Origin of the sequence: Acetatifactor muris (genome assembly GCF_024623325.1) — a bacterium.
GTDB classification, from domain to species: domain Bacteria; phylum Bacillota; class Clostridia; order Lachnospirales; family Lachnospiraceae; genus Acetatifactor; species Acetatifactor muris.
This window is the reverse complement of record NZ_JANJZD010000066.1, coordinates 1-13,626: the sequence shown is the minus strand read 5'-3', so window position 1 is coordinate 13,626 and position 13,626 is coordinate 1. Positions and strand designations below refer to the sequence as shown.

At 30.7% G+C, this 13,626-nt stretch carries 15 protein-coding genes and 1 tRNA gene; all 16 read right to left on the bottom strand.

Translation table 11 applies throughout. From position 1 onward, the window contains the following. Positions 1-921: tyrosine-type recombinase/integrase (locus tag NSB25_RS28240; RefSeq protein ID WP_103242573.1), on the bottom strand; the 921-nt coding region annotated here is incomplete at its 3' end. 150 nt (positions 922-1,071) lie between these two features. Continuing rightward, positions 1,072-1,932: a zinc-ribbon domain-containing protein gene (locus NSB25_RS28235; protein ID WP_465220369.1), complete on the bottom strand. Its 861-nt coding sequence runs from the start codon at positions 1,930-1,932 to the stop codon at positions 1,072-1,074. Further along, the gene (locus tag NSB25_RS28230) at positions 1,842-2,927 is read right to left on the bottom strand and encodes a zinc-ribbon domain-containing protein (protein ID WP_103242575.1); all 1,086 of its coding nucleotides are present in this window, start codon (positions 2,925-2,927) and stop codon (positions 1,842-1,844) included. The genes NSB25_RS28235 and NSB25_RS28230 overlap by 91 nt, the downstream gene beginning before the upstream one ends. Before the next feature lie 418 nt (positions 2,928-3,345). Then, positions 3,346-3,633, bottom strand: coding sequence for an HU family DNA-binding protein (locus NSB25_RS28225; RefSeq protein WP_103242576.1), 288 nt, complete (start codon positions 3,631-3,633; stop codon positions 3,346-3,348). A gap of 277 nt (positions 3,634-3,910) precedes the next feature. Next, a complete protein-coding gene (locus NSB25_RS28220) occupies positions 3,911-5,125 on the bottom strand; it encodes a hypothetical protein (protein WP_242982636.1) in 1,215 nt (404 codons plus the stop codon). 6 nt (positions 5,126-5,131) lie between these two features. Further along, entirely contained in the window at positions 5,132-5,353 is a 222-nt protein-coding gene (locus NSB25_RS28215) for a hypothetical protein (protein ID WP_103242577.1), read from the bottom strand. 117 nt (positions 5,354-5,470) lie between these two features. Next, a tRNA-Pro gene (locus NSB25_RS28210) sits at positions 5,471-5,546 on the bottom strand. 543 nt (positions 5,547-6,089) lie between these two features. Next, entirely contained in the window at positions 6,090-6,365 is a 276-nt protein-coding gene (locus tag NSB25_RS28205) for an HU family DNA-binding protein (protein ID WP_103242578.1), read from the bottom strand. 75 nt (positions 6,366-6,440) lie between these two features. Further along, positions 6,441-9,287: a hypothetical protein gene (locus NSB25_RS28200; protein WP_103242579.1), complete on the bottom strand. Its 2,847-nt coding sequence runs from the start codon at positions 9,285-9,287 to the stop codon at positions 6,441-6,443. Next, positions 9,287-11,143, bottom strand: coding sequence for a competence protein CoiA family protein (locus NSB25_RS28195; protein WP_103242580.1), 1,857 nt, complete (start codon positions 11,141-11,143; stop codon positions 9,287-9,289). The genes NSB25_RS28200 and NSB25_RS28195 overlap by 1 nt, the downstream gene beginning before the upstream one ends. Positions 11,144-11,206: 63 nt before the next feature. Continuing rightward, a complete protein-coding gene (locus tag NSB25_RS28190; RefSeq protein WP_103242581.1) occupies positions 11,207-11,488 on the bottom strand; it encodes a ParB N-terminal domain-containing protein in 282 nt (93 codons plus the stop codon). After that, a complete protein-coding gene (locus tag NSB25_RS28185; RefSeq protein ID WP_146040213.1) occupies positions 11,481-11,714 on the bottom strand; it encodes a hypothetical protein in 234 nt (77 codons plus the stop codon). Before NSB25_RS28185 ends, NSB25_RS28190 begins: the two co-directional genes overlap by 8 nt. Before the next feature lie 2 nt (positions 11,715-11,716). Then, on the bottom strand, positions 11,717-12,178 hold the full coding sequence (locus NSB25_RS28180; protein ID WP_242982637.1) for a cytidine/deoxycytidylate deaminase family protein: 462 nt from the start codon (positions 12,176-12,178) through the stop codon (positions 11,717-11,719). Further along, the gene (locus NSB25_RS28175; protein ID WP_103242583.1) at positions 12,141-12,509 is read right to left on the bottom strand and encodes a hypothetical protein; all 369 of its coding nucleotides are present in this window, start codon (positions 12,507-12,509) and stop codon (positions 12,141-12,143) included. Before NSB25_RS28175 ends, NSB25_RS28180 begins: the two co-directional genes overlap by 38 nt. Continuing rightward, positions 12,502-12,741 carry a hypothetical protein gene (locus NSB25_RS28170; protein WP_103242584.1) on the bottom strand — a complete coding sequence of 80 codons (240 nt, stop codon included), beginning with the start codon at positions 12,739-12,741 and terminating at the stop codon, positions 12,502-12,504. The genes NSB25_RS28175 and NSB25_RS28170 overlap by 8 nt, the downstream gene beginning before the upstream one ends. A gap of 150 nt (positions 12,742-12,891) precedes the next feature. Continuing rightward, a partial coding sequence (locus tag NSB25_RS28165) for a GIY-YIG nuclease family protein (protein ID WP_257479356.1) occupies positions 12,892-13,626 on the bottom strand: 735 nt, incomplete at its 5' end.

Below are 13,626 nucleotides of genomic sequence, written 5' to 3'. Positions count from 1 at the left end.
TGTGGATTTTTGCGGTATCAAGAGAAAAAGATAAAAATAATATCCAAACTTTTTCAGACGGTATTTGTTGCGGTTTACGTCTTTTTTCTGAAAGGTTTGGATTTTATTTAAGTTTGGATAACGAAAATCGTGGCAGTGAAGTGTTGGTTCACTAATCATTTCTCCAATTACTTTACACCAATCATTCAAAGTTCCATTATTTATAGGCTTATCTTCAGTAACATAAGGACTAATAAATACCCAACCATAATCATTTATTTCATTATCTTTTCTGTACTGTACAAGATTTTCAAGATATCTCTTTGTTTCTTCCGAAAAAGATAATTCAACAATTTTACCCTCTTTTTCTAATACGTCCGAAAATATTCTTTCATCCCAATCAATCTGCTCCCAACGTAAATTTGCAACAGCATTTACTCTTGCCATAGTAGTTAAGGATACAAAAGCATAAGCTTGTAATTGAATATCTCCATGCTCCTGTAATTTCTCACGCATTAACTGTACTTGATCTTTGGTAAGATATGTTTGCACAGTAATTGGTTGTCCTGCTTTTGGACGTTCAATAAATTCAACAGGAGATTCTACGATTAATTTTTTCTTACGCAAAAACTTATAGAAAGCGGAAATAGAAGCCATTACACGTTTTTGTCTATTAACATTATTCCCTTGCTGTTTTCTCCAATAATAGTATTCTTCGAGATCTTCATCTTTAGCTTCGATTACAGATAAATTAAATTGATTGTTATACATATAAATAAACCACTGCATAAGATCTGAATTATACTGTAAAATAGTATTTTTAGATAAATCACGAATTGACATATCTATCTGATATTTTTGGAACAATTTTAATGTTTCTGGATTTATCTGTTTCGCTTTTTCTTCATCATAAAGACAAATTCGCTTGCTGCGTTCTGGCATTAAGTATCACTTCCTTTCAAACAAAAAAGAAGTGATTAAATATTAAACCGCTTCTTTTAAAATCTTTTTAATTTTACTATCTATTAATGACTGATATACATTGTTGATTTCAGTCCAATATGGTATTTCTAAAAAGTAATATCCATTTTTTTAAGCATATTCTTTTTTGTAGTTATCTTTCCATTTTTGATATTTTAATTCATATTCAGGTGTTGTATTATAATGCTTTGCTGTTAATTGTGTAAATCCTGTTATTTCGTAATGCTGTTTTCCATGAACTTCAATAATTAATTTCAATTCGACAATTTCATTATCAAAAGGTAGCGGAAAATTTGTTTTTGGATTAATAGGAACAATATTACAATTATGTTCATGAAGCATATTATAGCCATATTTATCCGTGATGTAGGTATCCACTTTTTCTTGTAAAAACGATATTCCTTTTTCATATGAACACTTAGGACACCTAAACTCATAATTTACAGTATCACAAATACTTCTGATATAATCTTTGTGAATACCATCTTTACATTTCCACCATACTTTTTGATTTGAATATGGCAAATATTCATAAAGCGTCTTATTATTCTTGTCTGACCAATATTTAAATGACTCTGGATATATATAACCAAGACTATCTTCTTTACAAACAGATTTTTTAGCACAATAACTGCAATGGTGTTCATGATTTTTTACATCATTAGGATATACATGAGTTGGTGGATGATAGGTTGTGTCTATACAATTCAACCAAACTTTTGATGTTCTTGTAGAAGGTGCTATTGTGAATGGATTAATTTTATTCATATCATAATTCCATATTTTTTCAAAATTATTTTTGCCATATTTATCAATCATCCATTGAGCAAAGCTATCTTTTGGATGAATCCTTATATGGGAACAATACGGACACTCATTTCTTAAAGCGTCTTGCCTAGAGACTTTATATGACCCATGATAATCTGTTTTAGTACATTTAATCCATACGTGTTCTTTTGAATATGCAGGAATTTCCCATGGATCTTGTTTGTTTTTGTTATAATCCCAGTATAATTCCAAAGCACTTTCGCCTTTTCATCTATTAACTTTTGTGCAAAAGAATTACAATACTTACATCGTATAATGTCCATATGAGAAACATGCGCCAACTCATATTTTGTACTATTATGAATTCCTTTATCACATTTAAAATAAACTTGCTTATGTGCGCAATATGAAATATTTTGTGGTTCTAAATTATTTAAATCATAGTCCCATCTTTTTAACCATTCTTCATGATTTTGCTCTATGCACCAATCGTAAAATGATTGTGAGCGAATTGTTCCCTTTAAATTTGCAACAGCCTCGTTCCTTAAGCATCCACAACTTAATGATTGTTTTCTTTTTAGAGCGTTTTCGCCAACCTCTTTAATTACTCCACTTCCACATGTACATTTACAAATCCAATAGGGAATATTTTTGTTCTTTTTAGATTGTTTGCTCTTACCTTTTGCTATTATTTTCCATCTGCCAATAATATCACCAATATGAATATCTTCATAAATACGTCTCTTGTCTTTTATACTAAATTGTTTATTAAATTCATCAACAGATATTTGACAATCTTTTAAGATTTTTAGAATAGTTTGTCTTGAAGGTAAATTATATTGATATGTACATTTATTCGCTGTGGGAAATTCATGAAATTTATTTATATATTGATTATATAAAATAACCAAGTCATCATATTTCAAATCGCTAATATTTTTATGAATTCCATTCACATTTAAAGTTCTTACTTTCCCAAATTGTAATAAAAATTCATTATATGAAATACCCTCATTTTTAACAACTGATTTAACAATTCCTGATTGTGGGAGATTATATATAGATAAACATTGAGCAAGCATAGGAACACTGCCATATTTATCTATATATTGTTTATATAAAACAATTAAATCATTATAAGTTATTTTTGTTGCTAATACTTTTTTATTAGCAACATCTAAATAAATTGCTTTTCCCATAAATCTTTTCCTACTTTCTCACCTACGCAACTTAAATAAAGAAATGGGAGAGAGGTAGGTGACTCTGCGTTACTGGATCGCGACTTCCAATAATCCCATTTCATAATTCCAACGCAGGTTCTGATACCACATCCAACTTACAATCCGTAAGCCAAACAGATTTTCCTAAAATCACATTGGACGCTATATACTTCTCCATGCAAAAAAGACTTACGCTCAGTTTTTGAACGCAAGTCTTAGGTAATCTTTGATTTAGTTTTCCAATTTCCTAAGCAACTCCTTCACAGTAATTTCTTCACCAATAGAAACACACTGATCCAAGCGATAGAAGAGTAGTTCTTTGAGGATAGTCAATTCATCATCTGTGAGGTCTACAGATTTTACAATTTCGTCATACAAAGTAAACCACACCTCCAGATTACTCAAAAACTTTCTTTAGTGATTTAACAATTTTAACAGAGCCTTCCTTATGTTCTGGAGTCATATAAGTTTCACCCTTCCTGTCGCCCATCATAATCTTGCCAGTTCTTTCAGGAACATCCTTAGACTTTATTTTGCAAACACCAGGGATTGTAACCTCATCATCAGCAAGTACAACATCTTTAACAACAGATTCAATAGCTGCAAGTACAGCACCTACCTGTTTTTGGCTTACTTCCTCAACGGATACCTCTGCGATTTTCTTTACAAATTCAACTTTGTTCATATATTTTTATTCCTTTCGATTTTAATAATTTTCGGTACTTTTAAGAACTACCGATTCTCAACAAAAATAGGAGAGTAGTATTCGCGATTGAGCGAGTTACTCTCCAACACATGTGTTTGTGGATTCATCAACCAAATATAATAATCGACCACTCGTGACGGTTTTACTTGTTTATAATGGCTTGGACTATCTCTAGTTTATGGCTTTCGGATTTCAATAATATTGACAAGCCTCCCAATTTAATTCTGATACTACAGACACCATTAAAATTAGTATTCTATTGCAATTTAACATTATAACAACACTGAACACCCTGCTCATCACACACTAAAACGGTCTGTGAAGCCATTCCTGATAGTCTTTTTGAAATAGTATAATCATCACCAGACGGTGCAAAACTACCAGACTGATAAACCTGTATTCCATTAAACTCATTCATAGCAGGAGTGTGCTTATGTCCACATACAATATATTCTGGGCAAAATCCAAGCATAGTTACTAAATTACCTATACCAGTTTTAGAAATTGTATCGACATCACCATGTATGAGAAGATAATTTTTATTTCTAATATTTGCCTCTCCAATAGTAGAATCAAACTTTCTATGTGTCATATTATGGAAGTTATATATATGTTTAAGAAGATTACATACAGTCCATCCAATCAAATCATCAAGACGTTCATCCTTAATGGCATTATCCTTGTTTGGATTAAGACGTGAATGATTTCCGTCTATATTATAAAAATATACATCTTCAAAATATTTTGTTAATTCATAACAAAAAGAAGATATATATTCTATTGCTAATTTTACCTGTTCTATAACATTTTCTTTATTTGAAATTTGTATTGTCTGATGGATAAGCCCAGAAATCTGATCTCCAATGCTACACACATGAATTTTTGAAGAATTATGTATTTTTGCAATTTTTATTACATCGTTTAAATATTTATCCAATTCTTGTTTGGCTATATCACTATTATATTCTCCCCAAAAAGACTTAAATGTCTGCCCTATATGTAAATCCGCAAGGCAACAAAGTAAATCTGTAGTTCCATCTACTTTAGGAATGTCATGAATCTGAAAATTTGCATTACCAATGGTAGGAATAATATCCTCAATAATGTCCATAACCTCATCAAAACGAGTATTTTCATAATTTTGCTTACTCCATGCACGTCTCTGATCGCGGAATTTGATTGTGTTACGCTGAAGTTCACGATTCATTACATCAAGTTTCTGTTGGTATTCTATTGATTCCATTTTTGAAAAACAATTATTATAGAATTTTTTAGCTGCTTGATACTTCTTTCTCCATGCAGATTCAGTACGATATAATGTTTCATCGTCTCCTAAAAGTTCATGATTTACAATATCATTTATAGAATCCCAACTCTCTAATTCTCCAGAATCTACCGATTGACCAATTCTCCATAAATATTGTTCTTCTGTTTCGGTGGATATTTTTCTTGTATCAGTAATGGTAGCCACCTACTTTCACTCATCATCTTCTTCAGGAAGTTCATCTTCTGATTTGATAGAAACACTAAAATCAATCGGTTTTCCTGCAAATACTTTTAAACATTCAGCAATAGTAATATCTTGTTCAATCTTATTTTCATCTGTATAAGTAATAACTGTTCCATCATCGGATAGCATACCTTTTACTGCAACTTTATCAGTGATAACTCTAGTTTTTGTTAGCTGTGATTTTGCCATAAATATTTTTCCTTTCATGTGTTATATTTTTATTAGAATTTATATATTTTTCAAATTGTTGGGCTATTAACGGTGAGCCAAGCAACAGAGGACTGTTTATGCTAAACAGACAAAAAATAGTTGTGACAGGATTTGAACCTGCGTACTCTTGATCCCAAATCAAGCGAGAACAACCAAACTTCTCCACACAACTTTAATATAAAAAGAACAAATGACGACACCACTAGAATAGCAGTACCGCCACCTGTATAAGAAAAATAGAATACTCCTTGTAAACGCCTATGATCCAGGGCGACTCTCGTATAATATTATCGGGAGTTAGAATCAAAATCTACTTCCAGAGCATGTGAAGTCGTACAGTCTCGCTTGGTGAACTTAACTGGTCTATATCACGTTTCACAAGTTTTTCATGCAACATCACACCAATTTATTTATAGTTACATGTTAGACGAAAAATTTTTGATTGCCCACTTAAGGGTTCCTTATAGTTTTCAGAACTGGCAATGAATTAGTAACCGATGAAATCTTGTGTATACGTCATGCTGCTTTTGGAAGCATAGACATCCACATATGTTTACCAACATAGACTTTAAAGTTCGCATTTATGGTTGTGTACACCACACACAATTTCACATTCTCGCTAAGTGTGATAGAAGCGATAAATCACTGTTCTGATTTAATATTTTAACTACAAGACCTGTAGGTCATTGTAATATGCTACAAGAAAAGATAAATTTCAAGTTTTTAACTTAGAACTGGGGATAAAACGTATATGTTTTTCGTTTTCAAATTTTCTTTCCTTGCCAGTAGAAATATCTTTTCCGACATATGTTTTATAATATGGGCAGAATTTTCCAAGCCCTTCTATCTTTACAATATTCCCTTCTTTGATTTCTCTGCCAACAATTTTTATAAAGGTTTTAATTATAGAATCAACATTATTCTTCTCAACTTTACCATTAAGTTTCTTCCATGTTTCATCAATTAACTCTGATTTTACTATCGTTTTCACCTCTTTTTCTTTCTCCCTTAATGGCTCCTTATCCTGACCTTAAAATTTTTACGCTACTAGCGAAAAAATTTTAACTTACAAAATCGCTTTGGGGGAACTTTTTTTAGAAAAATTGATTCCATACACGTAAATTTCTCCAGTTTTATCCTCATATAAAAAAGTATTAACTTTTTTATATTGCACCAACATATTGGTTAAAATATCATTTTTGTAATTAAACAAGACATAAAACAACAAATTTTTTACAGAAGTATCATGTTTAGTGTCTAGGTTCTTTAATAATCGATACATTGTATGTTCGTTTATTTTCATCTTATTAATTTCATATAATAATTCTTCTTTTGCACGAGTAATGTAGTAACATCTGTTCTCATAAAAAGAAGCGTTGCCAGAAATCATCTTGATATAATCAGATGTACTGCTTGCAAGTTTAATTATTTTTGTAACCTGCTTTTTATTTACTAAATTTTTATTAAATTTTTTGGGACTAAATATATCAGCAATAGACAAAAAACCACTTCCCATAGATTTTCTAGCTCTTTTTTTGGCAATACAATTATGAAGATAGTCCATGCTGGTATTATATTTTTGATAATCTTTTCGATTCACATTTTTATAATTTTTAGTATCTGCAATAAATCCCAAGAAATATGGAGTACGTTTTCTCCCATCAGATGTAGTTAATAAATTCTCATATTTTTTCCTCATTCGTTTCAATTCCCTTGTAGTATCTACAGGATATTCCTTTTTTGCTTTATCTATTTCAATATTACTCATAACATCCAATTGACAAACATCATAATATATTTCTTTTATTTGTTCATATTGCTCTTCTACAGATTGTCCAGATTTAGATACAATATCCCATAATAATGAATTAAGTTCTTGGGATAGATTCACAATTTCGCCTATTTTATTGTTACTTGTCTTATCATCAAGATCGGACAAGTCAATAGGTGTATAGTGTCTTTTTGATTTTGGAGGATTTATATTACGTGTTGGAACTTTGAAGATATGATAATTCTTTTTTGCGGAATTAATCAATATTTTATTATCCGTAATAAGCAAAGTATCACTGTCAAAATCTGCTCCGCTTAATCTTTCCAGTATATTTTCTCCAATGCTGTTAATACAGATGATATTTGGTGTAAGATTAAAATATCTATCAATTGTTTCATTTTCTACATTCTTGGTTATTAGAATATTTCCAATCGTGACATGTGGACTACGACTTCCAAGAATATCACATCCATAAGGATATCTCGTATTATGAACTGTGCCAGATTTAAGAATAGATGTTCCATCAAATTTACCTATTGACTGTAACAACATCTCATATGGATTCCCAAATAATGTCGCATATGTACCGTTCAGAAGAATGTGTCCCTTTTTCATATTCCTTAAATAAGAACGACATAAATCCTTTTTAAAGTCATAATAAATACGTGTCTTATGAAAATCACAGTCATAATTCAACAGTTTATATACAACCTCATTTTTATTCCTCATAATATTATTATCTTCAAATTCTGTATCATCTTCCGTATCGCTGAATTTCAAATGATACCTCATAATATCAACATCTGTATTGACTAAATTGATATAATCCAAACCATCTTTTGCAATATGCTTAATTTCATCCTGTGATAATTGCAAAGTATTTAGAAGCTGGTAATGAGCCTGAACCATACGCCCTCCAAAATAGTGCGTATCCTTGTCATGCTTTACAATCCCGAAAAACGGATAAATATTTTCCAACCATGTTCTCAAATCCCCAAATTTATAAAATTTTATACTGGATGGGGTAGTTATAAGTTTTATATCTTTTATATCCTTGGCTATTGTTGCCCCTTTTAACTGTGAAACATTCATTATGTTGTTGTCCTCAAAAAATTTTTGGATATTTGTATTAAAGCAGCATGACTTAAAAAACTTATTTCGCAATAACAACATTCCTTTTGATAGGTATTTTCCCATCATAGAAAAATCAATTAAGGACTGCCCATCCCAAATGGAATTAGAAATCTCCATTTCTTTTTCTTCTGTCTTCAACCATCCGTCTTCGTCTAGATCAGTACACACAGCATTATCATGAAATACACTTGTCCAGTCATTAACAACAAGTATGTTTTCGGGGCGGATCTCAAGTGTGTCTATAATGCTGCTTGTTGGCAGCGATATATATGCTTCAAATGCAGCAATATCCAATTCGTCACCTTTTTTTATATCTAAACCACATTGTTCAGATTTATGCATATCAGGATACAAGCGTTTATCAATAAAAAGACATTTTCCAACTCTTGCTGACCCGCTAGACCTTTTGAACCGGCAATAATGAATACCATTACAAATAAATCCGTTTTCATAACACCATTCTCTCAGCCATTTTGCCGACTTTACAGTTTTTATTGTCTTTACCAACAAATATGTATATGTCATTTTCTCTTTATCATAAGTACATGCAAAATAAGAGGGTAGGAGAGTAGTGTCTACAGAATTGTAAAAGGGTTCATCTGTTTTTAATGCCACTAGAATATTTTCACCATTACTATCTACATCTATAGCATATCCATCAGTTAAATCATAATTTCTTAAATTATATCCATTTCTAACATAAGTGTTTTTTGCGGTCTTATTAAACTCTTTGACTGCATATTTAAAAGTTACGTTTATGATTTTTGAAGAATATTCTTTCCCTTTATATTCAAATGACAAAGAATCTTTTTTGCCATATGCCTTTCTTGCCACATCTCTCAGTTCTATTAAGTCTAAACTGTAATCAAAACTATTAATATATTTCCCCAAATTATCAGTACCGTCCTTACGGGTAAGTTTATACCCATAAGGCGTGCTTTTGATAAAATTATTGGATAGGTACAAATCCTTAGCATCAATTGATGGGATGTATAAATTATTTCTCATTACTGACGCACCTCCATTACACGATAACCGTATTGTTCCATATTTTTCATTACCAGTTTCATTTTATTTACTAAAGCATTACGCAATTTATTATCAGAAGATAAGTAGCCTTCTGATAAATCAATATGTTCTTTTGTCATGTGCCACTCAGATTGACTAATATATACTTGGTCTACTTCCAAGCGTAGAACGCCACTACGATTAAAAATTAACGATGCTTTCCAAAAACCATTTTTACAATTATTTATCTGAGATACTAAATCAATGACAGTATTGAATTTTTCTATGAAGTTATCAACTTCTCTCTTTGCAGATTTTATAACACATAAAAACTTATCTTTTTCAACCGTGAGTTTTTCAGTATAAATGATTCCATTATAAATTTCCAAATCAAAATATATGCCAGGTTCTTGATCGTTATTGTGTTTTTTCTTATATCCAACATGAACTTTAGCGTCAACATTTTTATAACTCCTCAAATCAGAAATAAGTGCTTGTGCTTCTTTGCCCTTTATATAATTTTCTAAAAAGTCCTTCTCAGCTCTAGCCTTTAATTCTTGCTGGATTTCCTGATACAATGAATCAATACTTAGTTTTTCAATATATCGTCCTTCTAAAATTGACTCAAGTTTATTCGTCTCTGTTGCCTTTAAAACAGTATAACAATTATTGTTAAATCTAACTTTATATCCATTTTCCTCAAATTTTGATAGTTCTTTCTCATAATCCATTAGCTGTTTTTTGTATTCGACAGTCCTGCTAAATACATCTTCTAGTTCTGGAATTTTATTTTTTGGTATTTCTATTTCTTCAACACTAAATATATTTCTTTTGAAAATTATCTTAGGGTATCCAGTAGACTTTTCAAAATCCCATCCATTATGTTTACATCTCATATAAAAATTATTATATATAATATGTTCAGTATGTATATTTAGCCTGATGCCAATTTCATATGTTTTTCCTTTGTAATGTCTTACATCAAAATAGACATTTTCATCAAACGGAAGACCAATGGAATGCCTGATATTACCTATTACTTTTTTATTAATTGTGCCCAATACATCTTTCTTTAAATGAGACACACATTGCTTTCTTTTTATAATTTCAAAGCATGAAACCATATCTTCAAATGGCATAGCGTCAATACATTTTAATATATCTTCTTTTGAACTGTTTTCAATAATCTTTTGCCAGAACCAGTCTAATTTTTCTATCCTTGCTTTATAATCAAGAACTTTTTGTCTTGTTAGTTCATTCTTTATCTTTGCAATTGTTGTGGCATATAAGTCTCTTTTAACATATGTTTTGGAATAACAAATGCCATCATGGTACAAGTATGTAAATTTGGGAATAATACTTGCGTCAATTTTACACATATATTCTTTAATATTAACTTCCACAACAGAATTTCCAAGAGCGTCCCACTTGCAAAAATAATTATCTCCTGTTTTTCTGTTAGAAAAGAATATTTCAAAATAAATTGTTTCACCAGACGATGTATATACCGTAATATCTGGCATATATTTGCCAAAAGAGGTATCCCATGCTTTCTCAATATCTATAGAATCAACTTCAAACAAATCATCATCTAAATAAAATTTACTTCCCTTTTCAAACAACCAATTTTTACAGAAGAAATGTAATTGACTTTCTTTTGTGCATTTTCCTGTAACATGATAATAATGCGATTGCTCCTTGGTACTATCTAACGCCCTTGGTTTCACAATTCCACCACAACACGGACAATAATACTCTTCGTCTTGCTTTGCTCTTTTTATATGAATAAGATTGGCAAATTCATCGTTACTATCATAAGCAACGATCAGTTGCGGCAAATATTCAAAAATATCCATATAAATCCTCCATTAATTTATCTTATAATTAATATTTCTTCACTACACATTTGAAATTTCTATTTAATCCACAAAATACACAGGCACCTTATCAATTCCTTTCAAATATGCTATCTTTACACTGGAATAACCATCATAAAGTCTAAAATCTCTATGTAAAACAATAGGAGACTCAAACTTACCAGTTCTTAACCAATAACTCATCTTATGATTCCATTTTGCAGTACCAATTTTTGTCATTTTATAATAAGCAGGAACTTTGATATCTTTTAAATTTACCCAATATTCGTATCCTGCTTCGTATTTCTTAAATAATCTTTTTATAAATCGTATAATTTTACTCATATGTATTCTCCATAATCTTTATTTCATATCCAAGCCATTTCAATAAGTCCTTTATTCCATGAAAACAATCCGAATGTCTATATTCGCCATTTAAATTCTCAATATATTCCTCTCCATTAAAGATTGCTTCACCACAAGAAGAGCAGTAGTATAATTTTTTCTGAGGAGAATAATTTGGGCATCTTGGATCATGTCCACTAACTCTTCCACAAATATCACAACTCAATTTTAAGCAATACCTCCAAGGTTATATTCCTCAATTCTCTCATAAGCGTATCCATCATTAGTGGTGTAATAAATATCCCGGATCCCCAAATCCTTAATAGCTGCCATACAGGAAGGACATGGCCTGGATAAACCAAAAGGTTGATCCTTCCTGATACGATATATGTAAAGCTTTACTTTCCTAAAATTAACATCCAAATGTCTTATTGAATTAAGACAACTAATTTCTGCATGAAGTTTTGGTAACATAACATCAGAATGATGACGATATTTATTATATATTTTTTGCCTTGGATGAGTTTTATTGCAATTGCACCCAATTCCTATGATTACACCCTGGTGCACAGCAACACATCCTATATGTGTCTTGTAATAATCAGATACTATTCCAGCTTGTCTTGCTTTATTAAAAAACTTATAATCGCCTCTATTCATTTTTATATGTAATAAGCCTTTCTTTTTCATAATAATCATTTCCATATTCAAAACATTTTTGCTCATATTCGAAGCATTCTATAAACCGATCAAAGTATCCATTCATACTCGCATATTCAACAATCATACAGATATCCTTTGTAATTGTTTCTCTACTACTTGAAATATACTGTGTATCTACCTCTTGTTGCTCTATTTTGAATTTACTGCAGATCCCCTTACGTTTCAGCCACATTGAAAGCAAATATTTCTCTTTCTTTACATCATATCGATATGTACATTCAACAGAATATCCTTCATGTCCACATTCCTCAGGTAAATTGATTTCGATTGCTGTTCCCCTGTAATTTGATTTAAGCATTATTAATTCCTCCGTTTTTTGTTTTAATGTAATTTTTATTTCCTGCTATTTTAATTAATTTCTCCATCCATAATTTGTCCGCCATAATTTTTTGGGCTATGACGGATCCATCAGGAGTTAGTTTTCTATTATTCGTATTGAAATCTGATTGGTATATTACCCCGCCAAAAGCGGAATGATCGATCTTATTAAATCCTGTTCTGTAAAAAGTTCCTGTCATTAGTTGCTGCATTTTCTCCTTTTCTGTTTAATAAAATTTTGTTTGTTAAGTTTGTTTGGTTTGTCATGGTTTTATTCTCCTTTTTGTGGTAGGGTATAGAATAATTGTGATATTACATTTTGCTTTGAATTTATGGGTTACAATTTATATTTCTTCATTCGATTATGTGAATTGTCTAAAACAACTATTTTTATTGTTAAACACAAAGGTTACATAACCATTATTCTGTAATTCTTGAACTTTTGATCTAAATTCGTCTATATTAATGATTCCATCTTTATTTTGCGAATGAAACCTATGAAAAGCCTCCCAATCATACTTTTCTCTAATTTGTAAATAATATTTTTCTGGTTCTTTCCAATAATCAACGGAAGATATGTAATTGGGTTTTACATCAATTTGTTCTACATCAAATGGTTCTATACCAATTCTTTCAAGTGCGTATTTGGGTTTTATATCAGGTAATTCAAAAGTTGGATTATCTGTACAACACGAATCACTATTAAATTTTGGATTATATTTTGCAATAAAATACAATTCATAAATATTTGTATCAGCATGTGTTGGCATAGAATATAATTCTATTCTTGAAAAATTGCCCTTGGTTCTGTCTTGAGCAGAAGTACAAGCGCGTTCATATAAATTGGAATTGCTTTTACCTATATAAACCAATTCTCCATCATTATCATAAATAAAGTAGCAACCTATATTTTCTTCTTTTGGAATAATTGGTTTTGTGTAATAGGCTACATTCCACTGAAAAATTTTTGTGACATGTTGATATATAGTTAAAACATACTGGTAAATACAGCTGTTTTGGTATATACTAAGAAAAAAACGGCGGTGATTCCTATGGCAAGACCCAGAAAATATGTAATCAAGCTTACGGAAGATGAA

Bases quoted from the DNA above. Each gene is read 5' to 3' on its own strand.
- NSB25_RS28195 (WP_103242580.1), bottom strand. From the start codon at position 11,143: ATGGATATTTTTGAATATTTGCCGCAACTGATCGTTGCTTATGATAGT.
- NSB25_RS28215 (WP_103242577.1), bottom strand. From the start codon at position 5,353: ATGGCAAAATCACAGCTAACAAAAACTAGAGTTATCACTGATAAAGTT.
- NSB25_RS28175 (WP_103242583.1), bottom strand. From the start codon at position 12,509: ATGCTTAAATCAAATTACAGGGGAACAGCAATCGAAATCAATTTACCT.
- NSB25_RS28190 (WP_103242581.1), bottom strand. From the start codon at position 11,488: ATGAGTAAAATTATACGATTTATAAAAAGATTATTTAAGAAATACGAA.
- NSB25_RS28225 (WP_103242576.1), bottom strand. From the start codon at position 3,633: ATGAACAAAGTTGAATTTGTAAAGAAAATCGCAGAGGTATCCGTTGAG.
- NSB25_RS28200 (WP_103242579.1), bottom strand. From the start codon at position 9,287: ATGAGAAATAATTTATACATCCCATCAATTGATGCTAAGGATTTGTAC.
- NSB25_RS28180 (WP_242982637.1), bottom strand. From the start codon at position 12,178: ATGAAAAAGAAAGGCTTATTACATATAAAAATGAATAGAGGCGATTAT.
- NSB25_RS28230 (WP_103242575.1), bottom strand. From the start codon at position 2,927: ATGGGAAAAGCAATTTATTTAGATGTTGCTAATAAAAAAGTATTAGCA.
- NSB25_RS28170 (WP_103242584.1), bottom strand. From the start codon at position 12,741: ATGCAGCAACTAATGACAGGAACTTTTTACAGAACAGGATTTAATAAG.